The following is a 26,261-nucleotide window of genomic DNA, read 5'->3' on the forward strand; positions in this document are numbered from 1 at the left end:
ATGAAAGGCACCGTGTTAGAAAAAATTGTTCAGGACAAAGCGATCTGGGTTGAAGCCCGTCAGCAGCAGCAGCCTCTCTCCACCTTTCAGAACAGCATTGAGCCTTCCAGCCGTCATTTTTACGACGCGCTGCAGGGGGCCAGAACCGCGTTTATCCTGGAGTGTAAAAAGGCCTCTCCGTCGAAAGGCGTGATTCGCGAGGACTTCGATCCGGCCGCGATTGCCGGGGTCTACCGCCACTATGCGTCAGCGGTCTCTGTGCTGACCGATGAAAAATATTTTCAGGGTGACTTCGCTTTCCTGCCGATTGTCAGCGCAGCCATCACGCAGCCGGTGCTGTGCAAAGATTTTATTATCGATCCTTACCAGATCTATCTGGCGCGTTACTATCAGGCGGATGCGATTCTGCTGATGCTGTCGGTTCTGGATGATGAGCAGTATCGTCAGCTGGCCGCGGTGGCACACAGCCTGAAGATGGGCATTCTGACTGAGGTCAGTAATGAAGAGGAGCTGGAGCGGGCTATCGCCCTGCAGGCGAAAGTGGTGGGCATCAACAACCGCGATCTGCGCGACCTCTCTATCGATCTTAACCGCACCCGCCAGCTGGCGCCTCGCCTGTCGCATGGCGTGACGGTGATCAGTGAATCGGGTATCAACAGCTATGCGGACATTCGCGAGCTGAGCCACTTCGCCAATGGTTTCCTGATCGGCTCCTCCCTGATGGAAGAGACAGACCTGACAGCCGCGGTGCGTCGGGTTACCCTGGGCAGCAACAAAGTGTGCGGACTGACCCGTGCCGAAGATGCGCGTGCCGCCTATGAAGCGGGTGCACTCTTTGGTGGTCTGATCTTTGCAGAAGGATCGCCGCGTCAGATTGATACCGCCACGGCGCAGAGCGTGATCGCCGCGGCGCCGCTGCGTTACGTTGGCGTGTTCCGCAACGCCAGCGTGAGTGACATTGTCACGCAGGTCAGCGCCCTTTCTCTCTCTGCGGTTCAGCTGCATGGCGATGAAACGCCGGCGTTTGTCGCTGAACTGCGCGCCGCCCTGCCTGGCACCGTGCAGATCTGGAAGGCACTGCGCATCGAAGGCCATCTCCCGGCGCGCGACTGGCCACACGTTGACCGTTATGTGTTTGACAATGGTAACGGTGGTACCGGTCAGCGTTTCGACTGGTCCCTGTTGCAGGGTCAGACGCTGAATAATGTACTGCTGGCCGGTGGCCTCGGTGCGGACAACTGTGTTGAAGCCGCGCAGCTGGGCTGTGCCGGGCTTGACTTCAACTCTGGCGTGGAAAGCGCGCCCGGCATCAAAGATGCCCGTAAAATTGCCGCCGTGTTCCAGACACTGCGCGCGTACTGATTTGCCTGGCCTGCCCGACAGCGGGCCTGAGAAAGGAAGAGAAAAGATGACGTTACTGAATCCCTACTTTGGCGAATTTGGCGGAATGTATGTTCCGCAGATCCTGATGCCTGCCCTGCGCCAGCTCGAAGAGGCGTTTGTTGACGCGCAGAAAGATCCTGCCTTCCAGGAAGAGTTTACCGAACTGCTGAAGAACTATGCGGGTCGTCCGACCGCGCTGACGCTGTGCAAAAACCTGACCAAAGGCACAAAAACGCGCCTCTACCTTAAGCGTGAAGATCTGCTGCACGGCGGTGCGCACAAAACTAACCAGGTGCTGGGTCAGGCACTGCTGGCTAAGCGCATGGGTAAAAATGAAATTATCGCCGAGACCGGCGCCGGTCAGCATGGTGTGGCTTCGGCGCTGGCCTGTGCGCTGCTGGGCATGAAATGCCGTATCTACATGGGCGCGAAAGATGTGGAGCGTCAGTCGCCTAACGTCTTCCGTATGCGACTGATGGGCGCAGAGGTGATCCCGGTTCACAGCGGCTCTGCCACGCTGAAAGATGCCTGTAACGAGGCGCTTCGCGACTGGTCTGGCAGCTATGAAACGGCGCACTACATGCTCGGCACCGCCGCGGGTCCGCACCCCTTCCCGACTATCGTGCGTGAGTTCCAGCGCATGATCGGCGAAGAGACGAAAAAACAGATTCTGGAAAGAGAGGATCGCCTGCCCGACGCAATTCTCGCCTGCGTGGGCGGGGGCTCCAACGCTATCGGCATGTTTGCTGACTTTATCGAAGAAACCAGCGTGAAGCTGATCGGCGTTGAGCCTGCGGGTCACGGCATCGAAACCGGCGAGCATGGCGCACCGCTGAAGCATGGTCGCGTCGGTATCTACTTCGGCATGAAAGCGCCGATGATGCAGACGGAAGACGGCCAGATTGAAGAGTCCTACTCCATCTCTGCCGGTCTCGACTTCCCGTCGGTCGGGCCTCAGCATGCGCACCTGAACAGCACGGGTCGGGCGGATTACGTCTCGGTTACCGATAACGAAGCGCTGGCTGCCTTCAAACAGCTCTGCCGGGCGGAAGGGATTATTCCGGCGCTGGAATCCTCTCACGCCCTGGCGCACGCCCTGAAGATGATTCAGGAGGAGCCGGAGAAAGAGCAGCTGCTTGTGGTTAACCTTTCCGGCCGCGGCGATAAAGATATTTTCACCGTTCACGACATTCTGACTGCGCAGGGAGAAATCTGATGGAACGTTATAATCAACTGTTTTCGCGCCTGTCAGCCAGCAACGAAGGCGCTTTCGTCCCGTTCGTCACGCTGGGCGACCCCTCACCTGAGCTCTCCCTGCGCGTGATTGACGCGCTGGTTGAAGGCGGTGCGGACGCGCTGGAGCTGGGCATTCCTTTCTCCGACCCGCTGGCGGATGGCCCGACCATTCAGAATGCGACCTTACGTGCGTTCGCCGCAGGCACCACCACCAGCCAGTGCTTTGAAATGCTGGCGACAATCCGCCGTAAATATCCTGACCTGCCGATTGGCCTGCTGATGTATGCCAACCTGGTCTTCACCAACGGCGTGGATGCGTTCTATGCACGCTGTGCCGAAGCCGGTGTCGATTCGGTTCTGGTCGCCGATGTGCCGGTTGAAGAGTCGGCGCCGTTCCGCCAGGCGGCGATGCGTCACGGCGTGGCCCCTATCTTTATCTGTCCACCTAATGCCAGCGATACGCTGCTGCGTGAGATCGCGTCGCACGGCCGGGGCTACACCTACCTGTTGTCACGTGCCGGGGTGACCGGGGCTGAAAACCGTGCCAGCCTGCCGCTACAGCACCTGATCGACAAGCTGCGCGAATACCATGCGGCTCCGCCACTGCAGGGCTTTGGTATCTCAGAACCTGAGCAGGTGAAGGAAGCGATTGCCGCCGGTGCCGCCGGAGCCATCTCCGGTTCCGCCATTGTCAGGATCATTGAGAAGCATCACGCTGAACCGGACGTGATGCTGAGCGAACTGAAGAACTTTGTCAGTCGCCTGAAAGCCGCCAGTCGTTAATCCTGTCAGCATGCCTTATCACGCGATAAGGCATGATTTGTTTCCTTTTTTTTCATTCCGCCATTTGCCCTTTTTTCAGAATCTGCACCACAATGACAAAGCGCCGTTACGGTAACGTCGCATCCATTTTGTGACAGGGAGAGAAAGCAATGAAATTCGTTAAACTGCTGACAGGTGCTTTACTGGCGGGTGTGGTTGCGCTGACACTGAGCGCCTGTGCGCCAACCGCAACCAAAGAGGGAACCGGTGGCTACATCGATGACACCGTTGTAACCACGAAAGTGAAAGGTGAACTGCTGAAGGATGACTCGCTGAAATCGACTGAAATCAACGTAGAAACCTTTAAGGGTAAAGTTCAGCTGAGCGGTTTTGTGTCATCGCCACAAATGGCTAATCGTGCTGTTCAGGTGACGCGCAGCGTACCGGGCGTGAAATCTGTCGTGAACAACATGCAGATTAAATAACGTTACACAGACACAAAAAAGGCCGCTGAATCAGCGGCCTTTTTCTCATCAGAAGCGGTAACCTGCCCCGAAGAAGAAGACCCACGGATCGATGCGCATATTGATGTTCTGCTGCTCGCCTCCCGCTTTAAACTTCACTTCCGTGTCGATATCCATGTACCACACCGACGCATTCAGCATCCAGTCGCGGTTGATCTGATAATCCAGGCCGACCTGACCCGCCACGCCCCACGAATCCTTGACGCTGAGATCGGTCAGGCCTGCATCGCGACCGGTCTGGTTGAAATCGGCATCATAGAAGGTGGTGTAGTTGACGCCCACGCCCACGTAGGGACGGGCTTTGCTTTTGCTGTCGAAGAAGTAGTACTGCGCCATCAGCGTCGGCGGTAACTGGCGCACGGTAGCCAGCGTACCGGTCGGGCCAAGACCCACTTTGTGACGGAACGGCGTGGCGGCGAGAAGTTCCACCCCGATATTGTCCGTTGCCATATAGGTAAAGGTCAGGCCGAGCTGCGTGTCGTTGGAGGCGCTGAACTCCCCCATGCCTAACACATTATCGGAGCCTTCGGTGGGGCGTACGGTTGCACTGCCGGCACGCATAAAGAAGTCGCCTGCTTCGTGGGCCATCGCCAGCTGGGGTAAAGCCAGCGCCAGCAGCATCGCGCATTTTGCCAGTTTCATTATCACTCCTTTGCTTAATGTTGATGTCGCGGGGGGTTATCATTTTTTTGCTGGCAGTTATTTAACGCGATTTACAGGAAATTGCACTCTGAACGCTTCAGATAAATTGCTTAAAAAACAATGAATTGATTTAGATCAATTTCGGCACGCTTCGGCACCCGCAAATTCCCCTTGCTGAAAAATTCCGGCGGCCCTATTTTGCTTCTCTTCCTGGTTGATTTTGGTTCGATGCCTCGGGAGGGGCGGGTGATCAAATGAGTGACACATTAAATCCTTGTATCAGCTGTGGCGCCTGCTGCGCCCATTTTCGCGTCTCATTTTACTGGGCGGAAGCCGACGATGCGGGCGGTCTGGTGCCGACCGACCTGACCGAGCCGCTCAGCCTGCTCATGCGTAACATGCGGGGCACCAACGATCGCACCCCGCGCTGTGTCGCCCTGCAGGGAGAGATCGGCGGATGCGTTTCATGCGGTATCTATGAGCAGCGTCCCACTCCCTGTCGGGAGTTCTCGCTGTCAGGAGAAGGCGGCATTCATAACGAAGCCTGCGATCGGGCCCGCGCCCGCTATGGCCTTCCCCCGCTTTTTTCGCCATCTTTACCTGTCGTGACAGAAAGTTATGCCACAGCGGGTGCCCGTGAGCTGCCAGAACATGTACAATCGCCGGATTAATTAACCCGGTTCCTCCAAGGAGTGTACATGTCTATCACGGCAAGCTCGTTATACCGTGACACTGGAAATTTTGCGCGACATCAGCTGGCTACCCTGCTGCTGCTGTCGCTGCTGACCGCTTTTATCACTGTCATGCTGGTGCATGTGCTGACGCCTGGTGTCGATGAGATGGCCATTCTGCAGCAGGGTGACGACAGTGCCAGATCGTTGTTTGAGATAGTGCAGAGCATGTCGCCGGAACAGCAGCAGGTTCTGCTGCGGGCTTCGGCTGCCAGCACCTTCGCTGCGCTGTTGGGTAACACGCTGCTGCTGGGCGGCATGCTCTGCCTGATTCCGATGGTCTCTTCCGGTCAGCGGGTCAGCGCTTTGCGGGCTATCGGGTCTTCTGCGCCGCTGCTGCCCAGACTGCTGCTGCTGACCTTTCTGATGACGCTGGTGGCCCAGCTTGGCTTTATGGTGCTGGTGGTCCCCGGTATTCTGCTGACGATCCTGCTGTCACTGGCGCCGGTGATGCTTGCCAGTGAGAAGATGGGCGTGTTTGCCGCCATGCGCGCCAGCATGCGCATGGCCTGGAAGAACGTGAAGCTGATCGCCCCCGCCATCCTGCTCTGGCTGCTGGCGAAAGTGGTCGTGATGCTCTTTTTCGCTTCGCTGACCGTGCTGCCGCTGAATGTTTCGTCGGTCATTTTTACCGCGGCCGGCAATCTGGTTTCAGCCCTGTTGATCATCTATCTCTATCGGCTCTATATGCTGTTACGTTGACGGACGGTGCGCCTGCGGGCGCACTGGCATGCAACCCTGACGGGAATCACTATGAAGCAGTTACTCGACTTTCTCCCCCTGGTAGTCTTTTTCATCTTCTATAAGCTCTATGACATCTTTGTCGCCTCGGGCGCACTGATTGTCGCGACCGGTCTGGCGCTGGTCGTCAGCTGGGTGCTCTATCGCAGACTGGAAAAGATGACCATTTTCACCTTTGTGCTGGTCGCGGTCTTTGGCACCCTGACGCTGGTGTTCCACAACGATGAGTTTATTAAGTGGAAAGTGACGGTCATCTACAGCCTGTTCGCGCTCGCCCTGCTCTACAGCCAGTGGTTTATGAAGCAGCCGCTGATCCAGAGCATGCTGGGTAAAGAGCTTCAGCTGCCGGACGCGGTCTGGCGTCGTCTGAACGTTGCCTGGGCACTCTTCTTTCTGATTTGCGGCCTGGTGAACATCTACGTCGCCTTTTGGTTATCCCAGGCGTTTTGGGTTAACTTTAAAGTGTTTGGTCTCACCGGTCTGACCTTACTGTTTACCCTGCTTAGCGGGCTCTATATCTGGCGACAGATGCCGCAGCAGGAACAAAAATAATCATCCGCCCGGTTCGCCGGGCTTTTTTTCAGCATTCATCTGCATAAGAACGGGAAGCAATGGGCGAAAAACATAAATTACCGCAAGGTGAAATGGTGCTGCGTACGCTCGCCATGCCGGCAGACACCAACGCTAACGGCGATATCTTTGGTGGCTGGCTGATGTCACAGATGGATATGGGCGGCGCGATTCTGGCTAAAGAGATCGCGGAAGGCCGCGTGGTAACGGTACGCGTCGACGGCATGTCATTTCTGAAGCCGGTGGCGGTAGGGGATGTCGTGAGCTGTCATGCGCGCTGTATCCGGACCGGCAACAGTTCGATGACCATTAACGTCGAGGTGTGGATCAAGAAAGTGTCGTCTGAGCCGATTGGACAGACTTATTGTGCCACCGAAGCGGTCTTTATCTATGTGGCCGTGGACAGTGCGGGCAATTCCCGTCCGCTGCCAGCCGGCCGCGCCAATCAGCAGCCCGGCGAATAAAAAACGGGTCAGGCATCTCCGCCTGACCCGGCCTCTTACTCTATGCTGGCCCCGCCTTTAAGCTTAAAGACGATATTCATTGTGAGTCCCTGACCCGGGCGACCGCTCTGGTAACGCCACTTTTTCATCGCCTGCTTTACGTCGCGCTCAAACATATTGCGCGGTTCCGCAGAGAGGATCTGAATGTTCTCTACCCGACCGTCACTGTCCACGTCAAACTTCACCCGCACGCGCCCTTCAACCCGCAGCGCATAAGCGCGCTGAGGATAGCCTGGCTTACTGACGCTCAGCGCTTTCGGGCCGGTTGATACCGATGCTGTCGGTGACGGAGTCGCTTTTGGCGCAGTGGCTGGGCGGGTCTGGGTCGCCGGCGCCTCCTGCCGGAACGGATTATCCTGCGGTTTACTCTCCTGACGCGGCTTCACGTCGCGTACAGGTTTCTCCCGCTTGTGCTCGGTTTTAGGTTTGGGTTTTGGTTTGGGCTTCGGCTCAGGTTTTGGTATCGGCACCGGTTCCGCTTTCGGCGGTTCCGGCGCCGGCTGAGGTTCCGGTTCTGGCTGAGGTTCTGGCTGCGGCTCAGGCTCTGGTGCAGGCGGCTGCACAACAGCCGGAGCAGGCTCGGGCTGAACTTCCGGGGCAACCATGGTGACGCTGATGGGCTGAGAGGCCTTTGGCACTTCCGTCACCTGCTGGAATGACGCATACAGAATTCCGGCAATGACGGCCCCATGCAGAACAACAGACAGCAACATGGAGAGTGGCGTGCGTTTGGGTAAGGGCATAGTCAGCGTGGTCATAACAGTCGCAGTGATTGAATGAAGCAGCGATTTTAAATGCAAATAGCAATCAGTTTCAATAACTCCCGCCCTCACGCCATCAGAAAAGCGCATTTAGCCCTTTATGCTGCGCCTTCCAGCCGCCGGAGTTTTCGTTTGCACTCTGAAGGGCAATCCCTTAACGTGTGCAAAATTCTGGTTAATGGGAGTTCCTGAGTGCTTTACGTCATTTATGCAGAAGATACTGCAGATTCACTGGAAAAGCGTAACGCCGTGCGCCCTGCCCATCTGGCACGGCTCAAACTGCTTCACGAAGAGGGACGCCTGATTATCGCTGGCCCGATGCCTGCCGTGGACAGTAACGATCCCGGCGTGGCGGGCTTTACCGGTTCCACCGTCATTGCGGAGTTCCCGTCGCTGGAAGCGGCGCAATCCTGGGCGCAGGATGATCCCTATATTGCGGCGGGCGTCTACAGTCAGGTCGCGGTTAAGCCGTTCAAACGCGTCTTCTGATTGCATCTGAGTATTAAAAATGGCTTCTGTGCCTGGCGCAGAAGCCATTTTTTTTTCGTAGAGAGAGGGAATATGCAGATTGTTATTCTGGCGCTGCTGCTGGTCATCGCTTTACTGCTTGGCAGGGCTATTTATCTCTGGCGGACGCAGGGCTGGCGCAGAAAGAAACAGACGATCGTGATGCTGATTGTGCTGGCAGCAGCGTTGCAGCTGGTAAATGTCACGCTGATGATGACGAAGCCGCTTCATCCCGGCTGACCATAAACGGCCGACAGGGTAAAAGGCATTAAAGAACAGGACAGCTGAATGACTGTCCTGTTCTTCATACTCTGTTATCTTTATATCAGCCGCGATCCAGAATCAGACCAATCAGCGCGTGATAGTGCTGTTCTTCTTCCGGGCTGGTAACATGCTGCAGGCGGCTAATCAGTTTTGAGCAGATCGCTTTGCGGTTCAGGCTGCGACCGGAACGAATAATTTCCGTGACAACCGACCCCAGGATCGCCTGCTGTGAAGGCTGTGCAGCACTGTGCAGATAGGCGGTAATGTCTGAAACTGAAGCGGGAATATGTACGTTAGTCTGCATGATTGTCCCTTAAAGGCGTCGTTAAAGTTACTAAGCGATGCGGTAAAGTTATACAAAAACGCCCCTCCTGTACAGGTATTTAGCGCGAAAAATCACCCAAAGCGCGACATTTTTCATTAAGTTCATTTAATACATAGACTTAAAACAATGTAAAGTTGTACAAGTTTCTTCTCGCTTTGTACACATCCCCTGTCAGCCTCCTCAGACCCGCCCCTTTTCCGCCTGATCCTTTTAACTTACGGCTTTTTTTGACCGGCGAGAGGATTTATCTGTTACCTCTGTCTACATTTACTATTCGTGATTTACACCTCTGAATGGATGCACCGCACTGTCGCGAGCTCACTATGAATAAAACCTATCCTGTTCCGGTTCTCACTCTGGCTGACACGCTTTTATCCCGGCTTGCCGCGCTGGCCGATCCTAAAATAGAAGTATTAAGTGGTTATCCGGCGAACTGCTCTGCCTGGCTGACGATCTACTATCAGCGCAAATCAGGCCGGTGGAGTTACGAATGGTACGATCGGGAAGGTTATCGCCGGCCAGCGGCGCTGGGCAGCGCAATGCCCTGTCTGATGCTCGAGGTCAACGATCGGGGAGCGTCGCCTCAGGAGCAGGCTCAGGCACGCCGGTTACTGGCCGAGCAGGGCTTTTTTGAAGCCTGAGAGTGCCCCGGCCAATGCGCAGCCCGCCTGCTGCCTCACAGGGTATCGGCTTACAGGGCGGGCTGAAGAGGTGCGGGATTAAACCATCTGCGTGATGAACAGAATCGATCGGCGCTGCTGCTGCGCCAGCTTGTGGCGGATACAATGGATGCGTTTATAACGGCGTGACTGCCCTTCCAGCCAGCGTGAACGGCGACGGTGAACCTGTCGTAACATTCTCCAGCGTGCCACTTCATTTCTGCTTCGTTTCATCACTTCCTCTCTGCCATCGTCTACGCCGCCGCATTATAGAGATCTCTGCGACAATACCCAATCTGTTCTCTCATTATTCTCGTCAGGGATAAAGGTTTCGTTAGCCGTCATCTGCACGTAAACTTGCCAGACGGAAGCGCGAACGGGATGTCCACTTTATGACCACTTTTTATACGCTGATCAGCTGGTTGCTGCTGTTTGGTTACTGGCTGCTGATTGCCGGTGTCACACTGCGCATCCTGATAAAACGCCGGGCTGTCACGTCGGCGATGGCCTGGCTGCTGGTTATCTATATTCTGCCGCTGGTCGGCATTATCGCTTATCTCTCCTTTGGCGAACTGCACCTGGGTAAACGTCGCGCGGAGCGCGCCCGCACCATGTGGCCGTCAACGGCCCGCTGGCTGAACGATCTGAAGCAGTGCCGCGAGATTTTCGCGACGGAACACAGCGACGTCGCGCGCTCGTTATTTGAGCTTTGCTACCATCGTCAGGGCATTGCCGGGGTAAAGGGAAACCAGCTGCAACTGTTAACCAGCGCCGATGATGTGATGCAGGCACTGATTCGTGACATCCAGCTGGCCCGCCATAATATCGAGATGGTGTTTTATATCTGGCACCCCGGTGGTCTGGCTGATGAAGTTGCCGAATCGCTGATGGCGGCGTCGCGCCGTGGCGTCCACTGCCGTCTGCTGCTGGACTCAGCGGGCAGCGTAAACTTTTTCCGCAGCCCCTGGGCGGGCATGATGCGCAACGCCGGCATTGACGTAGTGGAAGCGTTACAGGTGAGCCTGCTGCGCGTCTTTCTGCGGCGGATGGATCTGCGCCAGCATCGTAAAATCGTGCTTATTGATAACTATATCGCCTACACCGGCAGTATGAATCTGGTCGACCCCCGCTTCTTTAAACAGAGTGCCGGTGTGGGTCAGTGGATTGATCTGATGGCGCGTATGGAAGGCCCGGTCGCGACCGCGATGGGGATCGTTTTCAGCTGCGACTGGGAAATCGAAACCGGTAAGCGCATTCTGCCGCCCCCGCCCGATCGCAACATCATGCCGTTTGAACAGGAGAGCGGCCATACCGTGCAGGTGATCGCCTCCGGTCCCGGTTTTCCGGAAGATATGATCCATCAGGCCCTGCTGACCGCCGTCTATTCGGCACGTGAGCAGCTGATCATGACGACCCCCTACTTTGTGCCCAGCGACGACCTGCTGCATGCGATCTGCACGGCGGCGCAGCGTGGCGTCAGCGTCAGCCTGATCCTGCCGCGTCACAATGACTCGCTGCTGGTCGGCTGGGCCAGCCGCGCCTTCTTCAGTGAATTGCTGGAGGCGGGCGTGAAGATTTACCAGTTTGAAGATGGCCTGCTGCATACCAAGAGCGTGCTGGTGGACGGACAGCTGAGCCTGGTCGGCACCGTGAATCTCGATATGCGCAGTTTATGGCTTAATTTCGAGGTGACGCTGGTGGTGGATGATGCGGGCTTCGGCAGTGACCTGGCCTGCGTACAGGATGACTATATCGCGCGGTCGCGCCTGCTGGAGGGTAAGCGCTGGGCAAAACGTGCCTGGTGGCAGCGCATTGTTGAACGACTGTTTTACTTCTTCAGCCCTTTACTGTAAAACGAGCCAGATTGTGTAAATGGCCGCAGGCAGACAGGACAGACTATGGATTTAAATAATCGCCTTACCGAAGATGAAACGCTGGAACAGGCCTACGATATTTTTCTCGAACTGGCAGGTGACAATCTCGATCCGGCAGACATCATTCTCTTCAATCTGCAGTTTGAGGAGCGCGGTGGCGCAGAGCTGTTCGACCCGTCTGAAGACTGGAAAGATCATGTTGATTTCGATCTGAACCCTGACTTTTTCGCCGAGGTAGTGATTGGGCTGGGTGAAGCGGACGGTGAGCCGATCACCGACGTCTTTGCGCGCGTGCTGCTGTGCCGTGAAAAAGATCACAAGCTGTGTCATATCCTGTGGCGTGAATAGACCGCCGATGCGCGGTGACGTGAATGTCGTCGTCGCGCAGCATCCCACAACAGAAAACGCCGGGCAATTGCCCGGCATTTTGCTTCAGAGCGGGTCGACCTTGAGACAGGAGACCGCATGGTGGAAGCTGCCTTCCAGCAGCGGACGGGTTTTCGCACACTCCGGTCCGGCAATCGGACAGCGGGTGCGGAACACACAGCCTGACGGCGGATTGATCGGCGACGGCAGCTCCCCTTCCAGTAGCTGAATCTGCTTGTTCTTCTCCAGATCGGGATCGGGAATCGGCACGGCAGACATCAGCGCCCGGGTGTAAGGGTGCTGCGGATTGCCATAGACCTCGCTGTAGGTGCCCAGCTCCACCGCATGTCCCAGATACATTACCAGTACGCGATCAGAGATATGTTTCACCACGGCCAGATCGTGCGCGATGAAGATCAGTGACAGTCCCATTTCACGCTGCAGCTGCTGCAGCAGATTCACTACCTGCGCCTGAATCGACACGTCGAGCGCCGAAACCGGCTCATCACAGATAATGAGCTTTGGCTCCAGAATCAGCGCACGGGCGATGCCGATACGCTGGCACTGGCCGCCCGAAAACTCATGCGGATAGCGGTTAATCAGGTTCGGCAGCAGGCCCACCTTCATCATCATATTTTTGACGCGGTCTTTCACTTCCTGACGCGCCATCTTCGGATGATAGGTGCGCAGCGGCTCGGCGATGATATCGCCGATAGTCATACGCGGATTCAGAGAGGCCAGCGGGTCCTGGAAGATCATCTGAATGTCGCTGCGCGCCTTGCGCCACTCCTCTTCGCTCTGACCGAGCAGATCGCGGCCTAACCAGGCGACACGCCCTTCTGTGGCTTTGACCAGCCCGATAATGGCGCGTGCCAGCGTCGATTTGCCGCAGCCGGACTCGCCCACCACGCCCAGGGTTTCCCCTTCATAGAGACGCAGGCTGACCCCGTCCACCGCTTTCAGGGTTTTTGAAGGCTGCCAGAACCACTGCTTGCCATCTTTGATGTCGAAATGCACCTTCAGGTCGGCGATTTCCAGTAACACTTTCTTTTCAGCTACGGTGCTCATACTAACTCCTCCACCGGCTTAAAGCAGGCACGCAGACGGCCATCGCCAAACGGCTCCAGCGGCGGCGACTGGGTGCAGATATCCATCGCGTGCGGGCAGCGCGGCTGGAACGGACAGCCCTGCGGCAGACGCAGCAGATTGGGTGGATTCCCCGGAATGGTCGTGAGGCTTTCGCCCTCGGCATCCAGGCGTGGTACGGCATTGAGCAGGCCGATCGAATAAGGATGGGCGGGCTGGTAAAAGACATCGCGGGCGCGGCCATACTCCATGGTGCGTCCGGCGTACATCACCAGCACTTTGTCGCAGATCCCCGCCACCACGCCGAGATCGTGGGTGATCATGATGATGGCAGTGTTGAACTCGCGCTTGAGATCATTGAGCAGCGTCATGATCTGCGCCTGCACCGTCACATCCAGCGCCGTGGTCGGTTCATCGGCAATCAGCAGCTTTGGACGGCATAGAAGCGCCATGGCGATCATCACGCGCTGGCGCATCCCACCGGAGAACTCATGCGGATACATTTTCATTCGCTTGCGCGCTTCCGGCATCTTCACCGCATCCAGCATTCTCACCGACTCTTCGAAAGCCTGTGCGCTGCTCATCCCCTTGTGCAGTTTCAGCACTTCCATCAGCTGCTCGCCGACCCGCATATAGGGATTGAGCGAGGTCATCGGGTCCTGGAAAATCATCGCGATCTGCTCAGCGCGCAGCCGGTTAAGCTGGCTTTCCGGCAGATTCAGGATCTCTTTGCCGTTGAACAGCGCAGAACCGCCAATGCGCCCGTTTTTCGCCAGCAGCCCCATCAGGGCAAAGGCGGTCTGTGACTTGCCGGAACCGGACTCACCGACAATGCCCAGCGTCTCCCCTGCGCGCAGCGAGAAGTTCAGATTGTTCACCGCGGTGACATCACCATCGTGCGTGCCAAAGGTGACGCGTAAATCTTTGACCGTAAGTAGCTGTTCGCTTCCCGCGCGGGCCGCCATCGCTGGCTGAAATTCATGAATAGTCATCGGGAAACTCCTTAACGATCTTTCGGGTCGAGGGCATCACGCAGGCCATCGCCGATAAAGTTGAAACAGAACAGCGTGACCACCAGGAAGCCCGCCGGGAACAGCAACAGCCACGGCGACACTTCCATAGAGTTGGCTCCGTCGCTCAGCAGTGCGCCCCAGCTGCTCAGGGGTTCCTGCGTGCCCAGACCCAGGAAGCTCAGGAAGGATTCAAACAGGATCATACTGGGCACCAGCAGTGAGGCGTAAACCACCACCACCCCCAGCACGTTGGGCACGATATGGCGCACCACAATTTTCCAGGTCGATACCCCACCCACATGGGCGGCTTCGATAAACTCTTTGCGCTTCAGGCTCAGCGTCTGGCCGCGCACAATACGCGCCATATCCAGCCACGACACCATGCCGATGGCGGCAAAGATCAGCAGGATGTTACGACCAAAGAAGGTCACCAGCAGGATCACGAAGAACATGAACGGGAAGGAGTTGAGGATTTCCAGAACACGCATCATGGCCGAGTCGATTTTGCCGCCCAGGTAACCGGCAATGGATCCATACAGGGTACCGACCACCACGGCGATCAGGGCGGAGGCGACGCCGACCATCAGGGAGATCCGGCCGCCAATGGCCACACGCACCAGCAGGTCACGCCCCGACGAGTCGGTGCCGAACCAGTGACCGGAAGTGGTATCCGGCGGTGAAGACATCATCGCCCAGTCGGTATCGTCGTAGGTGAACTGTGCCACCATCGGCGCGATAATCACAAACAGCGTAATGACCAGCAGCACCAGCAGGCTGATCAGGGCTGCCCGGTTATGGATAAAACGACGACGCGCGTCCTGCCAGAGACTGCGCCCTTCTACTTCAAGCTTCTCACTGAACGCATCAAGAGCTTCGCTGTTTTTCTTACTTAACATCATGGCGAACTCCGCAATCAGTAACGAATTTTGGGATCGATGACGGCATAGAGCACGTCAACAATCGCGTTAAACAGGATGGTCAGCAGACCGACCAGAATCGTCAGGCTCATCACCAGCGAGTAGTCGCGGTTCAGTGCGCCGTTAACAAACAGCTGACCGATGCCCGGCAGACCGTAGATCGATTCGATCACCATCGAACCGGTGATGATGCCGACAAAGGCGGGTCCCATATAGGAGATGACCGGCAGCAGAGCCGGTTTCAGCGCATGACGCAGCACAATGCGGCGCAGCGGTAAGCCTTTGGCGCGAGCCGTGCGGATAAAGTTGGAGTGCATCACTTCAATCATCGATCCTCGGGTGATACGGGCAATGCTGGCAATGTAGGCCAGTGAGAGTGCCACCATCGGCAGCAGCATGTAGTTCCACTGCCCGCCATTCCAGCCCCCGCCCGGCAGCCATTTCAGGCTGATCGCGAACAGCAGGACCAGCAGCGGCGCGACCACAAAGCTGGGTATCACCACGCCGGTCATCGCCACCCCCATTACTGCGAAGTCCCACAGAGTGTTCTGTTTCAGCGCGGCGATGACCCCGGCCGTGACGCCGAGCACGATCGCCAGCAGGAACGCGGCCAGACCCAGTTTTGCCGAGACCGGGAACGCGTGCGCGACCAGATAGTTAACCGAATAATCTTTGTATTTAAAGGATGGGCCGAAATCGCCGTGGGCCAGCTGGACCAGGTAATCGACATATTGCTTACCGATAGGATCGTTGAGGTGATATTTCGCCTCAATGTTGGCCATCACTTCCGGTGCCAGGGTGCGCTCGCCGGTAAAGGGGCTGCCGGGTGCCAGTCGCATCATAAAGAAGGAGATGGTAATCAGGACGAACAGCGTCGGAATCGCTTCAAGCAAGCGACGCAGGATGAATTTTAACATTGCCGTACCTACCAGGCTGTTGCTTCACAACATATAAAAAATAGTAAAAAGGCGGCGCGAGAAGCGCCGCCACTGCTGATAGCCTGAACGCTATTAGTGTTTAATGATGTAGAAGTCTTTAGACAGCGTTTTATCCAGCGGATCTTTACCGGTATACCCACCAACGTAAGGTTTCACCAGACGCGTATTCACGTAGTAGTAAACCGGTACGATGGTGCTGTCTTTATCCAGGATCTGCTCGGCCTGCTGATAGTCCGCTGCACGGCCTTTGGCATCCGGCGCTTTGATCGCGTCACGCACCACTTTGTCAAACGCATCGCTCTTATAGTGCGAGGTGTTACTGCTGCTGTTAGAGAGCATGATGTTCAGGAAGGACGTCGGTTCGTTGTAGTCCGCACACCAGGCCGCACGCGCCACATCGAAGTTACCCTGATGACGGGTGTCCAGGAAGGTTTTCCACTCCTGGTTTTCCAGCTTGATATTCACACCGATGTTTTTCTTCCAGATCGACGAGGCGGCAATCGCCAGCTTCTTGTGCAGATCGGAGGTGTTGTAGAGCAGGTTGAAGGTCAGCGGTTTATCCGCGGTGTAGCCCGCTTCAGCCAGCAGTTTTTTCGCTTCGGCGTTACGTTTATCCTGTGACCACTTGAACCAGTCTGGCGGCAGGATTTCCATACCGTCGGTGGCTGGCGGTGTGAAGCTGTAGGCCGGCTTCTGACCCTGGGCCAGCACTTTATTCACCATGATGTCACGGTCCAGACCCAGCTTCAGGGCGGCACGAACGCGCGGATCGGTAAATGGCGCTTTCTGGTTATTGATTTCGTAGTAGTAGGTGCAGAGATAAGGATCGACATGCAGCTCTTTGCCGTTTTCACGCTGCAGCTTTTTGAACAGCTCGATCGGCAGGTTGTTATAGGTCATGTCGCTGCCGTTCTCGGAGAAGTAACGGTTGACGTCACTGACTTCAGAACTGATTGGCAGGTAGGTAACCTTGTTCAGCACGGTGTGCTCGTTGTCCCAGTAGTTCGGGTTACGCACCAGCGTGATACGTTCGTTGATGACGTGTGCGTCGAGCTTAAAGGCACCGTTGCCGACCCAGTTTTGCGGCTGAGTCCACTGTTCGCCGAACTTCTCAATCGCCGGTTTATAAACCGGTGACATCACGGAGTTGATCAGCAGCTTATCAAAATAGGGAACCGGCTCACTCAGGGTCACTTCCAGCGTGTGGTCATCAATCGCTTTCACGCCCAGATCGGTAATGGGCTTTTTACCTGCGATGATGTCATCAACGTTCAGGATATGACCATACTGAGGATAGCTGGCGTAGGGTGAAGCCGTTTTCGGGTCAACCAGACGCTCCCAACTGTAGACGAAGTCCTGCGCGGTTACCGGCTCGCCGTTAGACCATTTGGCATTTTTACGCAGGTGGAAAGTCCACACTTTGAAATCTTTATTTTCATAGCTTTCCGCCACGCCCGGGATCGGTTTGCCGTTGCTGTCATTGACCAGCAGACCTTCATAGAGATCGCGCGCCACGTTATCTTCCGGCACGCCCTCGATTTTGTGCGGGTCGAGCGACTGCACTTCATCGCCATTGCCGCGAACGAGTTCCTGTTTGGCTGCCAGCTCAACGCCTGCAGGCACGGTCGCCGCGAAAGCCGCATTCCCTGCCAGGGCACTTATTGCGGCGAAGACGCCCGCTGCAATCAGGCTTTTTTTCGTGATGTTGTTCATTATTACACTCCAGTTTTATTATCGTCACCGCAGCGCTGTTCTGCCGCGGCGTCCCCCGTTTCCGGGCTCCCTTAACCCGGGAGAGTGACCCCAAAAAATTGGTCTGTTTGCTGATGCGCTTCCCGTCTGTCTCGCCAGGATGGCGAGCAGATCAGTGTTTTTTAATAAAATAGTACTTCAGGTCTGTCATATCCTGCGGGTCTTTGCCCGTGAAACCGCCAACCCAGGGCTTCACCAGGCGCACACTGACGCGGTAGTAAACTGGCACAATGGGTGAGTCTTTGTCGAGTTGTGTTTCAGCCTGCTGATAGAGCTCCGCGCGCTGCGCCTCACTGCCCGCCGTCAGGCTCTTCGCCATCAGCTCGTCAAAGGCCGCACTGCTGTAAAAGGCGGTATTGATCGAGGCATTGCTGATCAGCATGTTGAGAAAGGTTGAAGGCTCATTGTAATCGGCGCACCAGGTGGCTCGCACCACGTCATACTGGGCCTGATGGCGGGTCTCCAGCATCGTCTTCCACTCCTGATTCTGCAGGGTGACTTTTGCGCCGAGATTTTTCTGCCACATTGAAGCGGCCGCAATCGCCTGCCGTTTATTCTGATCGGAAGTGTTATAGAGCAGCGTAAAGGTCAGCGGATTGGCGGCGTTGAATCCCGCCTCTGCCAGCAGCTTTTTCGCCGCCTCATTGCGTTGCGCCTGCGTCCAGGTAAACCAGGCTGGCGGTGTCAGCTTAATACCGGCGGTAAAGGGCGGCGTCAGGCTGTAAGCCGGAATCTGTCCCTGCCCCATAATTTTTCTGGCAATCACCTCACGGTCGAGGGTCATCTTTAGGGCGGCGCGCACCCGTGGATCGGTGAACGGCGCCTTTTTGTTATTGATTTCATAATAAAACGTGCAGAGCAGCGGACTGATCTTCACCTCATTGCCGAGATCCCTGCGCAGCTTGCCAAACATTTCCGGCGGCAGGGCGCTGTTGGTGATGTCCGTTCCGCCACTGCGGTAGCGGTTGATATCGCTGTTTTCAGAGGCGATGGGCAGGAAGGTCCCCTGCTCAATCACCGTATGGGCATTGTCCCAGTAGTGAGGATTGCGCTTCAGAACAATTTTTTCATTCACTACCCAGTCGCTTAAGGTATAAGCACCGTTACCGATATAGTGACCTGGCCGGGTCCAGGCATCGCCCCACTCTTTGATAGCGGGTGCATAAACCGGCTTCAGCGCCGTGTGCGCCAGCATGGCTACCAGATAAGGCACCGGTTCAGTCAGCGTAATCTGCAGCCGGTGGTCATCGAGCGCTTTCACGCCCAGCTGATCGGGTGACGCTTTACCAGCCAGAATCGCATCGATCCCGGCAACATGGGCGGCCTGCAGATAGCTGGAGTAAGGCGACGCGGTGGCAGGGTCCACCAGCCGACGCCAGCTGTAGACAAAATCTGCGGCGGTCACCGGCTCACCATTACTCCACTTAGCATCATCCCGCAGGTTAAAGATCCAGACGGTGGGCTGCGGATTCTCCCAGCTCAGGGCAACGCCGGGGACGACCTTACCGAAATTATCGGTGTTAACCAGACCGTCCAGCAGGTTGTGAATAATATTGGATTCCGGCACACCTTCGGTTTTATGGGGATCCAGCGAAGAGACTTCACTGCCATTATTAATCACAATCTGTTGCTGCGCGGCCAGCGTCGTTCCGGGGGGAACCGTGGCGGCATAAGCCGGCGTAAACGCTATTAACAGTGCGGCGAGAGTCAGCCGCTGTTGCTGCACATTCATCATCCCAGTCATCCGAAACGCCAACCTTTTTTAAGTATCCCGACAGGCTTAAGCAAAAAGCGTTCTCACTTTGCACTTTCGGAGAAAAAAATTCACGCTGGGCCAGAAATTATCAGAAGCCATCAGAGGGCGCCAAAGTAAAATAGCTAAAATGTTAACTAATTCTCTTTTATCACGAGTTGTCACGCAGCGGAAGTGTTAATTTTCGACCTGAAAATATCATATCGATATGAAAAATAGGCGTTTTAGTCGGAAACCCTGTGCAGACGTGCTTTGCATCATGAATACGCACGGTTTTTGGCACTTATCTTCCAAAGTCGGCATCTGGCGTGAGAAAAACCCAGCCTGATGGCTCTCAGGCGGGTGTTTATGAGGGAGGGAAGAATCAAGACAGAAGAATATGGTGTGAAAATCGTGACATTATTTCGCTGACAAAAGTCTGTGAACCAGCCAGCAGTAATGAAATTTATAATCGACTGAATCTTTTAAGCGTGACGAATAATTGCATTGTAATGGTGCAATAAAACCGTCGATTGCACCATTACGGATCAGGTTTACGCTTCGCTGCCTGAAATAAGTGAGGCGTTAATTGAGCAGTCCGGGAAATATAGACTTCAGGCCGGTAACAACAAACTCAATACCCAGGGCCATCAGTAACAGTCCCATGATACGGGTAATCACGTTAATGCCGGTCTGTCCCAGTATCCGCACCATTAAAGGCGCGGCCCGAAACAGCAGCCAGCAACATAAGGCAAAAATGGCAATCGCCAGCGTAAAGCCCAGCAGGTTAAGCCAGCTGTGATAGCGGGTGCTCCAGACAATCGTCGAACTGATGGCACCCGGACCAGCCATCAGGGGCAGCGCCAGGGGCACCACGCCAACGCTTTCACGAATGGCCGTTTCTGACTTCTCCTGTTTGTTCTGCTTATCCTCGCCCAGCTTGCCACTGATCATCGACATCGCAATGGTCACGACCAGAATCCCGCCCGCAATGCGGAACGAGTCAATCGAGATGCCAAACACCCGCAGAATCGCATCGCCGAGGAACAGCGAGGTCCAGAGGATAATGGCCACCGCCAGATTGGCGGTTAAATTCGTTTTATTGCGTTCAGCTGCCGCCTGATAGCGGGTCATACTGATGAACACTGGAATAATGCCGACCGGATTAACCAGCGCGAACAGCCCGACAAAGAATTTTATATAGCCTGAAAGATCTAACAGTGCAGGGTTCACGACATGGCTCCGTAACGCAGGGGGGAAATCGCGCCTAATGTAAGTGAAAAGCGGCACAGACGCCAGATGCATACGCCGCTATTTATGCCACTTAAGGCGGAACCCATAGCGGAATCCCCCAGTGTTCCAAATGAGACTGGATTTTGTCGCTATGTCCAGCCGGATTACATGGTGCAAACAGATTCGAAACAAGGTGGCGCAAAAAGCCCGGCTGAAAGGTGTCAGCTTGGGGTTAAATTGATCTGCATCAAAATTACCCTACCCCAAACCAGGTAATCTTTTCGTAACGGAAGTATTAGCAGTCTCAATGAAAATCTGGAGGACTGCCTGACAAGACTCTTTCAGTAAACAGTTGAAAATACATGCATTTCGGGCCGATCGGACGCGTTATGACAGCGTGACTATACTCAGGGCGCAGGATTGTTTACTAAAAAAGTTTAACTTCCTCAGGAGAACACCATGGCCGTTACGAATGTCGCTGAACTCAATGCACTGGTTGAACGTGTAAAAAAAGCCCAGCGTGAATATGCCAATTTTTCTCAACAGCAGGTCGACGCCATTTTCCGTGCCGCCGCCCTCGCCGCCGCAGACGCCCGCATTCCTCTCGCCAGAATGGCCGTTGCCGAATCCGGCATGGGCATTGTCGAAGACAAAGTCATTAAAAACCATTTTGCGTCAGAATATATCTACAACGCCTATAAAGATGAAAAGACCTGCGGTGTGTTAGCCACCGATGACACCTTCGGCACCATCACTATCGCCGAACCTATTGGTCTGATTTGCGGTATTGTGCCGACGACTAACCCCACCTCTACCGCCATCTTTAAAGCGTTAATCAGCCTGAAAACCCGCAACGGTATTATCTTCTCGCCACACCCCCGTGCCAAAGATGCCACAAACAAGGCGGCGGACATCGTGCTGCAGGCTGCCATTGCAGCCGGTGCGCCAAAAGATATTATCGGCTGGATCGATGCCCCCTCTGTTGAGCTGTCAAACCAGCTGATGCACCACCCTGACATTAACCTGATCCTCGCCACTGGCGGTCCGGGCATGGTGAAAGCGGCCTACAGCTCCGGTAAACCCGCCATCGGCGTCGGTGCCGGTAATACGCCAGTGGTGATTGATGAAACCGCCGACCTGAAGCGGGCCGTCGCCTCGATTCTGATGTCCAAAACCTTTGATAACGGGGTGATCTGCGCCTCGGAACAGTCGGTCATCGTGGTTGATGCGGTCTACGACGCAGTGCGTGAGCGTTTTGCCAGCCACGGCGGTTACCTGCTGCAGGGAGCGGAGCTGAGCGCGGTGCAGAATATCATTCTGAAAAACGGCGGTCTGAACGCCGCCATCGTCGGCCAGCCCGCGTTCAAAATTGCGGAGATGGCAGGCATCAGCGTGCCACCCAGCACCAAAATCCTGATTGGCGAAGTGAAACTGGTGGACGAATCTGAACCCTTTGCCCATGAAAAACTTTCGCCAACCCTGGCAATGTACCGGGCGAAAGATTTCAACGACGCGGTAGATAAAGCAGAAAAACTGGTCGCCATGGGCGGTATCGGCCACACCTCGTGCCTCTATACCGACCAGGATAACCAGACCGAACGTGTGCACTACTTTGGCGACAGGATGAAAACCGCGCGTATTTTGATCAATACGCCCGCTTCTCAGGGCGGTATCGGGGACCTCTACAACTTCAAACTGGCCCCCTCTCTGACGCTGGGTTGTGGTTCCTGGGGCGGCAACTCGATTTCAGAGAACGTCGGTCCGAAACACCTTATCAACACCAAAACTGTCGCCAAGCGAGCTGAGAATATGTTGTGGCATAAACTTCCTAAATCTATCTACTTCCGTCGCGGTTCCCTGCCCATTGCGCTGGAAGAGGTGGCAACGGACGGCGCGAAACGGGCCTTTATCGTGACTGACCGCTTCCTGTTCAATAACGGTTATGCCGATCAGGTCACCCGCGTTCTGAAATCACACGGTATTGAAACGGAAGTCTTCTTTGAAGTGGAAGCCGATCCGACGCTGAGCATTGTGCGTAAAGGTGCCGAGCAGATGAACAGCTTTAAACCGGACGTGATCATCGCGCTGGGTGGCGGCTCCCCGATGGACGCAGCGAAAATCATGTGGGTGATGTATGAACATCCGGAAACCCACTTTGAAGAGCTGGCGCTGCGCTTCATGGATATCCGTAAACGTATCTACAAGTTCCCGAAAATGGGCGTCAAGGCGCGCATGGTGGCCATCACCACCACATCCGGCACCGGTTCAGAAGTGACACCGTTTGCCGTCGTCACCGATGATGCGACCGGCCAGAAATATCCTCTCGCTGACTATGCGCTGACCCCGGATATGGCGATTGTCGATGCCAACCTGGTGATGGAAATGCCCCGCTCACTCTGTGCCTTCGGCGGCCTGGATGCGGTTACCCATGCGCTGGAAGCCTATGTGTCTGTGCTGGCGAATGAATACTCAGACGGCCAGGCACTGCAGGCACTGAAACTGCTGAAAGAGAACCTGCCCGCCAGCTACGCGGAAGGTGCCAGAAATCCGGTGGCGCGCGAACGTGTTCACAATGCGGCCACTATCGCCGGTATCGCCTTTGCTAACGCCTTCCTTGGGGTCTGTCACTCCATGGCGCATAAGTTGGGGTCAGAGTTCCACATTCCGCACGGTCTGGCTAACGCCCTGTTAATCTCGAACGTCATCCGCTACAACGCAAATGACAACCCGACCAAACAGACCGCGTTCAGCCAGTATGACCGCCCACAGGCGCGCCGTCGCTACGCGGAAGTTGCTGACCACCTGGGCCTGAGCGCCCCAGGCGACCGCACCGCGCAGAAAATTGAGAAGCTGCTGGCCTGGCTGGATGAGATCAAGACTGAGCTCGGCATTCCGACCTCTATCCGTGAAGCCGGCGTACAGGAAGCGGACTTCCTGGCCAAAGTCGACAAGCTGGCCGATGATGCGTTTGATGACCAGTGTACCGGCGCAAACCCACGCTATCCGCTGATTGCCGAGCTGAAACAGATTATGCTCGACACCTACTACGGCCGTGAGTTTGTCGAACCTTTCTCAAGCGTTGCCGAAGCGGTCGCTGAACAGCCGGTGAAAGAGGTTAAAGCGGAGAAGAAAGCGAAGAAAGTCTGATAGTACCGTTCTGATAACCTGATAAAAAAACCCGCCGCGGCGGGTTTTTTACTTGCTGAAAAACGTGTCAGATGACGGGCGTATGTGCGCCGTGAATCGCCTGCAGCGAGCCCTGCTCTATGGCCTGTTTATAGTGCTTACGGCAGACCGAGATGTAGCGTTCATTCCCCCCGATGACTACCTGCTCACCTTCACTGAAAGGCTTCCCTTCGCTGTCCAGTCGCAGCACCATGCTGGCCTTGCGGCCACAGTGACAGATGGTTTTGAGTTCGACCAGCTTATCGGCCCACGCCAGCAGATACTGACTGCCAACAAAGAGTTCGCCGCGAAAATCGGTACGCAGGCCATAGCAGAGTACCGGAATATCAAGATCGTCGACCACATCAGAAAGCGCTTTGACCTGCTCACGGGTGAGAAACTGGCTCTCATCGACCAGCACGCAGTGAATAGGCTGTGCGGCATGTTCCGCCGCAATATCGCTGAACAGCGCGGTATCGGCATTATAGAGCAAGGCTGGTGACGAGAGTCCGATACGGGAGCTTACCTGACCGGCACCAAAACGGTTGTCGATTTCGGCAGTGTAGACCAGCGAGCGCATGCCCCGCTCCTGATAGTTATAGGAGGATTGTAACAGTGCGGTCGATTTCCCTGCGTTCATCGCAGAGTAATAGAAATAGAGTTGGGCCATAAGAGCGTATCTTCATCAAGACTGAACAGAATGGTGCGCATATTATCACAAAGCACAGCCCATGCGTTGCTGCTAAGAGAGGGAGAATGCCTGACAGATAGCCGGAATTTTCATCAGGAACCGTTTCCAGTGCCGATGGGCTCTGTCGCAGAGTGAAATAGGTTTTTCTTATTTTAACCGCAATAAAAGAGATGACATTATTTGCAGCAACTTAAATACATTAAATTTATTTCATAACGACAGAGGGGAGATTATTTCTTCCGGGCATCGCTTTGATTTTTTATGATCAACATTATTTTTTAATTTTCATTTTATTCGCTGAAGAAATACGTTTGTGATTGAAGTTATTTAATGTCACCACTACTATTAGCGGGCAACACAACTTCTCCCTTATTCAGAGACCAGGACAATGAGCGAAGCACTAAAAGTTCTTAATAATATTCGTACGCTGCGCGCCCAGGCCAGAGAGTATTCCATTGAAACACTGGAAGAGATGCTGGAAAAACTGGACGTAGTGGTAAAAGAACGTCGCGAAGAAGAGTCGCATTTCCAGGCTGAAAATGAAGAGCGCGCGCGCAAGCTAAATCAGTATCGTGAAATGCTGCTGGCTGATGGTATTGACCCTTCTGAGCTGGTCAGCATGCTGACTGATAACCGCGCGACAGCAAAAAGCAAACGTTCGGTGCGTCCGGCTAAATATGGTTATACCGATGAAAAAGGTGAGTCAAAGACCTGGACCGGTCAGGGCCGCACGCCAGCCATAATTAAAAAAGCGCTGGAAGAAGAGGGTAAAAAGCTGGACGATTTTTTACTGTAACGGCGCGTTATTTTGCTGCCCGACGGGCAGCCTGAGGTGGAATAAAAAAAAGGAAGCGTACGCTTCCTTTTTTATTCAGACGCGATAGAAATCACGATACCAGTCAACGAAGCGCTTTACGCCCTCCTCCACACTGGTCTGAGGTTTAAAACCAATCGCCTTAAACAGAGCTTCGGTGTCGGCACTGGTTTCCAGCACATCACCGGGCTGCATCGGCATCAGATTTTTCTTCGCGGTCATCCCCAGTGCTTTTTCAATCGCCTCAATATAGCTCATCAGCGTTACCGGCTGACTGTTACCGATATTATAAACACGATACGGTGCTGAACTGGTTGCTGGCGATCCCGATTCAACCGTCCAGTGATCGTCCTGCTGCGGAATCACATCCTGCAGACGCACAATCGCTTCAGCAATGTCATCAATATAGGTAAAGTCGCGCTTCATCTGGCCCTGGTTATAGACATCAATCGCCTCACCGGCAATCATTGCGCGGGTGAATTTAAAGAGGGCCATATCCGGACGGCCCCACGGGCCATAGACGGTGAAGAAGCGTAATCCAGTGGTCGGCAGCTGATAAAGGTGCGAGTAAGTATGAGACATTAACTCGTTCGCTTTCTTCGTCGCTGCATATAAAGAGACAGGATGATCCACACTGTCGTCCGTTGAGAATGGCATCTTACGATTCAGGCCATAAACGGAACTCGACGACGCGTAGAGCAGATGTTCAATTTTATGATGACGGCAGCCTTCAAGAATATTGAGGTGACCTGTCAGATTGGAATCTGCATAAGCATGGGGATTTTCGATAGAGTAGCGGACGCCAGCCTGCGCGCCAAGATGAATAACGCGCTGAAAATTATACTGCCCGAACAGTGACGTTATCGCGTCACGGTCGGCCAGATCCCGCTCGATAAAAGTAAAGCCAGGTTCAGCATTAATTAAATCGAGACGGGCACGCTTGAGATTTACGTCGTAATAATCATTCAGGTTGTCGATACCGACAACCTGGTGACCGGCGGCCAGCAGACGCTGACTGACATGAAAACCAATAAAGCCTGCGGCGCCGGTGACCAGAAAGTTCATAAATCCC

28 protein-coding genes are annotated in these 26,261 nt (G+C 55.0%); 15 read left to right on the top strand and 13 right to left on the bottom strand.

The genetic code is table 11. The annotated features are described in order from the left end of the window. The 4 genes from trpCF (at position 1) to FJW00_RS19645 (ending at position 3,866) form a co-directional block, all read left to right on the top strand. Positions 1–1,362 (top strand): bifunctional indole-3-glycerol-phosphate synthase TrpC/phosphoribosylanthranilate isomerase TrpF, encoded by a 1,362-nt coding sequence (gene trpCF, locus FJW00_RS19630; RefSeq protein WP_140925465.1) that lies wholly within the window; start codon positions 1–3, stop codon positions 1,360–1,362. A 46-nt stretch (positions 1,363–1,408) separates the two neighbouring features. Next, positions 1,409–2,599 carry a tryptophan synthase subunit beta gene (gene trpB / locus FJW00_RS19635; protein WP_140925466.1) on the top strand — a complete coding sequence of 397 codons (1,191 nt, stop codon included), beginning with the start codon at positions 1,409–1,411 and terminating at the stop codon, positions 2,597–2,599. After that, positions 2,599–3,402: a tryptophan synthase subunit alpha gene (gene trpA, locus FJW00_RS19640; protein WP_058958176.1), complete on the top strand. Its 804-nt coding sequence runs from the start codon at positions 2,599–2,601 to the stop codon at positions 3,400–3,402. The genes trpB and trpA overlap by 1 nt, the downstream gene beginning before the upstream one ends. Positions 3,403–3,551: 149 nt before the next feature. Further along, positions 3,552–3,866 carry a BON domain-containing protein gene (locus FJW00_RS19645; RefSeq protein ID WP_140925467.1) on the top strand — a complete coding sequence of 105 codons (315 nt, stop codon included), beginning with the start codon at positions 3,552–3,554 and terminating at the stop codon, positions 3,864–3,866. Between the two features lie 48 nt (positions 3,867–3,914). Here FJW00_RS19645 and ompW read toward each other — a convergent pair whose 3' ends face one another. Next, the gene (ompW, locus tag FJW00_RS19650; RefSeq protein ID WP_009089935.1) at positions 3,915–4,547 is read right to left on the bottom strand and encodes an outer membrane protein OmpW; all 633 of its coding nucleotides are present in this window, start codon (positions 4,545–4,547) and stop codon (positions 3,915–3,917) included. Positions 4,548–4,801: 254 nt separating this feature from the next. Between ompW and FJW00_RS19655 the strand changes: the two genes are divergently transcribed. The 4 genes from FJW00_RS19655 to yciA are packed head-to-tail and all read left to right on the top strand — an operon-like array spanning position 4,802 to position 7,053. Further along, entirely contained in the window at positions 4,802–5,218 is a 417-nt protein-coding gene (locus FJW00_RS19655) for a YkgJ family cysteine cluster protein (protein WP_140925468.1), read from the top strand. Positions 5,219–5,245: 27 nt separating this feature from the next. Then, positions 5,246–5,980 (top strand): YciC family protein, encoded by a 735-nt coding sequence (locus FJW00_RS19660; protein ID WP_140925469.1) that lies wholly within the window; start codon positions 5,246–5,248, stop codon positions 5,978–5,980. A 51-nt stretch (positions 5,981–6,031) separates the two neighbouring features. Beyond that, entirely contained in the window at positions 6,032–6,571 is a 540-nt protein-coding gene (locus FJW00_RS19665) for a septation protein A (protein ID WP_046101919.1), read from the top strand. Positions 6,572–6,630: 59 nt separating this feature from the next. After that, the gene (yciA, locus tag FJW00_RS19670; RefSeq protein WP_009089928.1) at positions 6,631–7,053 is read left to right on the top strand and encodes an acyl-CoA thioester hydrolase YciA; all 423 of its coding nucleotides are present in this window, start codon (positions 6,631–6,633) and stop codon (positions 7,051–7,053) included. 35 nt (positions 7,054–7,088) lie between these two features. On the opposite strand, the gene tonB is transcribed toward yciA, so the two are convergent. After that, positions 7,089–7,850 carry a TonB system transport protein TonB gene (gene tonB, locus FJW00_RS19675; protein WP_046102054.1) on the bottom strand — a complete coding sequence of 254 codons (762 nt, stop codon included), beginning with the start codon at positions 7,848–7,850 and terminating at the stop codon, positions 7,089–7,091. Positions 7,851–8,045: 195 nt separating this feature from the next. Between tonB and FJW00_RS19680 the strand changes: the two genes are divergently transcribed. Beyond that, entirely contained in the window at positions 8,046–8,342 is a 297-nt protein-coding gene (locus tag FJW00_RS19680) for a YciI family protein (protein ID WP_009089924.1), read from the top strand. A gap of 72 nt (positions 8,343–8,414) precedes the next feature. Next, a complete protein-coding gene (locus FJW00_RS19685) occupies positions 8,415–8,600 on the top strand; it encodes a hypothetical protein (RefSeq protein WP_058958173.1) in 186 nt (61 codons plus the stop codon). Positions 8,601–8,685: 85 nt separating this feature from the next. On the opposite strand, the gene ycgZ is transcribed toward FJW00_RS19685, so the two are convergent. Beyond that, positions 8,686–8,928, bottom strand: coding sequence for a regulatory protein YcgZ (ycgZ, locus tag FJW00_RS19690; protein WP_009089921.1), 243 nt, complete (start codon positions 8,926–8,928; stop codon positions 8,686–8,688). Between the two features lie 344 nt (positions 8,929–9,272). On the opposite strand from ycgZ, the gene FJW00_RS19695 reads away from it, so the two are divergent. After that, a complete protein-coding gene (locus FJW00_RS19695) occupies positions 9,273–9,590 on the top strand; it encodes a hypothetical protein (RefSeq protein ID WP_009089920.1) in 318 nt (105 codons plus the stop codon). A gap of 78 nt (positions 9,591–9,668) precedes the next feature. Here the strand turns inward: FJW00_RS19695 and FJW00_RS19700 are convergent, their stop codons facing one another. After that, positions 9,669–9,842: a YciY family protein gene (locus FJW00_RS19700; RefSeq protein ID WP_140925470.1), complete on the bottom strand. Its 174-nt coding sequence runs from the start codon at positions 9,840–9,842 to the stop codon at positions 9,669–9,671. Between the two features lie 158 nt (positions 9,843–10,000). Between FJW00_RS19700 and cls the strand changes: the two genes are divergently transcribed. Together cls and FJW00_RS19710 are read left to right on the top strand one after the other, a co-directional pair. Further along, positions 10,001–11,461: a cardiolipin synthase gene (gene cls, locus FJW00_RS19705; protein ID WP_009089916.1), complete on the top strand. Its 1,461-nt coding sequence runs from the start codon at positions 10,001–10,003 to the stop codon at positions 11,459–11,461. A 45-nt stretch (positions 11,462–11,506) separates the two neighbouring features. Continuing rightward, positions 11,507–11,830: an HI1450 family dsDNA-mimic protein gene (locus tag FJW00_RS19710; RefSeq protein WP_009089915.1), complete on the top strand. Its 324-nt coding sequence runs from the start codon at positions 11,507–11,509 to the stop codon at positions 11,828–11,830. An 84-nt stretch (positions 11,831–11,914) separates the two neighbouring features. On the opposite strand, the gene oppF is transcribed toward FJW00_RS19710, so the two are convergent. The 7 genes from oppF to FJW00_RS19745 form a co-directional block, all read right to left on the bottom strand. After that, positions 11,915–12,916 (bottom strand): murein tripeptide/oligopeptide ABC transporter ATP binding protein OppF, encoded by a 1,002-nt coding sequence (gene oppF, locus FJW00_RS19715; RefSeq protein ID WP_009089913.1) that lies wholly within the window; start codon positions 12,914–12,916, stop codon positions 11,915–11,917. Further along, complete coding sequence (locus tag FJW00_RS19720) at positions 12,913–13,926, bottom strand: ABC transporter ATP-binding protein (protein ID WP_009089912.1); 1,014 nt, start codon at positions 13,924–13,926, stop codon at positions 12,913–12,915. Before FJW00_RS19720 ends, oppF begins: the two co-directional genes overlap by 4 nt. Positions 13,927–13,937: 11 nt before the next feature. Next, positions 13,938–14,846 (bottom strand): oligopeptide ABC transporter permease OppC, encoded by a 909-nt coding sequence (gene oppC / locus FJW00_RS19725; RefSeq protein ID WP_140925471.1) that lies wholly within the window; start codon positions 14,844–14,846, stop codon positions 13,938–13,940. Positions 14,847–14,860: 14 nt separating this feature from the next. Next, on the bottom strand, positions 14,861–15,781 hold the full coding sequence (gene oppB, locus FJW00_RS19730) for an oligopeptide ABC transporter permease OppB (protein ID WP_009089910.1): 921 nt from the start codon (positions 15,779–15,781) through the stop codon (positions 14,861–14,863). 93 nt (positions 15,782–15,874) lie between these two features. Continuing rightward, positions 15,875–17,515, bottom strand: a complete 1,641-nt coding sequence (gene oppA, locus FJW00_RS19735; RefSeq protein WP_058958172.1) for an oligopeptide ABC transporter substrate-binding protein OppA — start codon at positions 17,513–17,515, stop codon at positions 15,875–15,877. Positions 17,516–17,666: 151 nt separating this feature from the next. Further along, entirely contained in the window at positions 17,667–19,289 is a 1,623-nt protein-coding gene (locus tag FJW00_RS19740) for an ABC transporter substrate-binding protein (RefSeq protein WP_140925472.1), read from the bottom strand. A 582-nt stretch (positions 19,290–19,871) separates the two neighbouring features. Next, entirely contained in the window at positions 19,872–20,519 is a 648-nt protein-coding gene (locus FJW00_RS19745) for a YchE family NAAT transporter (protein WP_009089907.1), read from the bottom strand. Positions 20,520–20,978: 459 nt separating this feature from the next. On the opposite strand from FJW00_RS19745, the gene adhE reads away from it, so the two are divergent. Continuing rightward, complete coding sequence (adhE, locus tag FJW00_RS19750; protein ID WP_009089906.1) at positions 20,979–23,666, top strand: bifunctional acetaldehyde-CoA/alcohol dehydrogenase; 2,688 nt, start codon at positions 20,979–20,981, stop codon at positions 23,664–23,666. Positions 23,667–23,733: 67 nt separating this feature from the next. Here the strand turns inward: adhE and tdk are convergent, their stop codons facing one another. After that, positions 23,734–24,354, bottom strand: coding sequence for a thymidine kinase (gene tdk / locus FJW00_RS19755; protein WP_009089905.1), 621 nt, complete (start codon positions 24,352–24,354; stop codon positions 23,734–23,736). A 409-nt stretch (positions 24,355–24,763) separates the two neighbouring features. Between tdk and hns the strand changes: the two genes are divergently transcribed. Next, a complete protein-coding gene (gene hns, locus FJW00_RS19760) occupies positions 24,764–25,171 on the top strand; it encodes a histone-like nucleoid-structuring protein H-NS (protein WP_140925473.1) in 408 nt (135 codons plus the stop codon). Between the two features lie 75 nt (positions 25,172–25,246). Here the strand turns inward: hns and FJW00_RS19765 are convergent, their stop codons facing one another. Beyond that, complete coding sequence (locus tag FJW00_RS19765; protein ID WP_140925474.1) at positions 25,247–26,254, bottom strand: NAD-dependent epimerase; 1,008 nt, start codon at positions 26,252–26,254, stop codon at positions 25,247–25,249. Positions 26,255–26,261 lie beyond the last annotated feature (7 nt).

Origin of the sequence: Pantoea anthophila (assembly GCF_006494375.1) — a bacterium.
In the GTDB taxonomy this organism is placed as follows: Bacteria; Pseudomonadota; Gammaproteobacteria; order Enterobacterales; family Enterobacteriaceae; genus Pantoea; species Pantoea anthophila.

What these genes read in the sequence shown, in the direction of transcription:
- trpCF (WP_140925465.1), top strand. Translation starts at nt 1, where the DNA reads ATGAAAGGCACCGTGTTAGAAAAAATTGTTCAGGACAAAGCGATCTGG.
- trpB (WP_140925466.1), top strand. Translation starts at nt 1,409, where the DNA reads ATGACGTTACTGAATCCCTACTTTGGCGAATTTGGCGGAATGTATGTT.
- trpA (WP_058958176.1), top strand. Translation starts at nt 2,599, where the DNA reads ATGGAACGTTATAATCAACTGTTTTCGCGCCTGTCAGCCAGCAACGAA.
- FJW00_RS19645 (WP_140925467.1), top strand. Translation starts at nt 3,552, where the DNA reads ATGAAATTCGTTAAACTGCTGACAGGTGCTTTACTGGCGGGTGTGGTT.
- ompW (WP_009089935.1), bottom strand. Translation starts at nt 4,547, where the DNA reads ATGAAACTGGCAAAATGCGCGATGCTGCTGGCGCTGGCTTTACCCCAG.
- FJW00_RS19655 (WP_140925468.1), top strand. Translation starts at nt 4,802, where the DNA reads ATGAGTGACACATTAAATCCTTGTATCAGCTGTGGCGCCTGCTGCGCC.
- FJW00_RS19660 (WP_140925469.1), top strand. Translation starts at nt 5,246, where the DNA reads ATGTCTATCACGGCAAGCTCGTTATACCGTGACACTGGAAATTTTGCG.
- FJW00_RS19665 (WP_046101919.1), top strand. Translation starts at nt 6,032, where the DNA reads ATGAAGCAGTTACTCGACTTTCTCCCCCTGGTAGTCTTTTTCATCTTC.
- yciA (WP_009089928.1), top strand. Translation starts at nt 6,631, where the DNA reads ATGGGCGAAAAACATAAATTACCGCAAGGTGAAATGGTGCTGCGTACG.
- tonB (WP_046102054.1), bottom strand. Translation starts at nt 7,850, where the DNA reads ATGACCACGCTGACTATGCCCTTACCCAAACGCACGCCACTCTCCATG.
- FJW00_RS19685 (WP_058958173.1), top strand. Translation starts at nt 8,415, where the DNA reads ATGCAGATTGTTATTCTGGCGCTGCTGCTGGTCATCGCTTTACTGCTT.
- ycgZ (WP_009089921.1), bottom strand. Translation starts at nt 8,928, where the DNA reads ATGCAGACTAACGTACATATTCCCGCTTCAGTTTCAGACATTACCGCC.
- FJW00_RS19695 (WP_009089920.1), top strand. Translation starts at nt 9,273, where the DNA reads ATGAATAAAACCTATCCTGTTCCGGTTCTCACTCTGGCTGACACGCTT.
- FJW00_RS19700 (WP_140925470.1), bottom strand. Translation starts at nt 9,842, where the DNA reads ATGAAACGAAGCAGAAATGAAGTGGCACGCTGGAGAATGTTACGACAG.
- cls (WP_009089916.1), top strand. Translation starts at nt 10,001, where the DNA reads ATGACCACTTTTTATACGCTGATCAGCTGGTTGCTGCTGTTTGGTTAC.
- FJW00_RS19710 (WP_009089915.1), top strand. Translation starts at nt 11,507, where the DNA reads ATGGATTTAAATAATCGCCTTACCGAAGATGAAACGCTGGAACAGGCC.
- oppF (WP_009089913.1), bottom strand. Translation starts at nt 12,916, where the DNA reads ATGAGCACCGTAGCTGAAAAGAAAGTGTTACTGGAAATCGCCGACCTG.
- FJW00_RS19720 (WP_009089912.1), bottom strand. Translation starts at nt 13,926, where the DNA reads ATGACTATTCATGAATTTCAGCCAGCGATGGCGGCCCGCGCGGGAAGC.
- oppC (WP_140925471.1), bottom strand. Translation starts at nt 14,846, where the DNA reads ATGATGTTAAGTAAGAAAAACAGCGAAGCTCTTGATGCGTTCAGTGAG.
- oppB (WP_009089910.1), bottom strand. Translation starts at nt 15,781, where the DNA reads ATGTTAAAATTCATCCTGCGTCGCTTGCTTGAAGCGATTCCGACGCTG.
- oppA (WP_058958172.1), bottom strand. Translation starts at nt 17,515, where the DNA reads ATGAACAACATCACGAAAAAAAGCCTGATTGCAGCGGGCGTCTTCGCC.
- FJW00_RS19740 (WP_140925472.1), bottom strand. Translation starts at nt 19,289, where the DNA reads ATGATGAATGTGCAGCAACAGCGGCTGACTCTCGCCGCACTGTTAATA.
- adhE (WP_009089906.1), top strand. Translation starts at nt 20,979, where the DNA reads ATGGCCGTTACGAATGTCGCTGAACTCAATGCACTGGTTGAACGTGTA.
- tdk (WP_009089905.1), bottom strand. Translation starts at nt 24,354, where the DNA reads ATGGCCCAACTCTATTTCTATTACTCTGCGATGAACGCAGGGAAATCG.
- hns (WP_140925473.1), top strand. Translation starts at nt 24,764, where the DNA reads ATGAGCGAAGCACTAAAAGTTCTTAATAATATTCGTACGCTGCGCGCC.
- FJW00_RS19765 (WP_140925474.1), bottom strand. Translation starts at nt 26,254, where the DNA reads ATGAACTTTCTGGTCACCGGCGCCGCAGGCTTTATTGGTTTTCATGTC.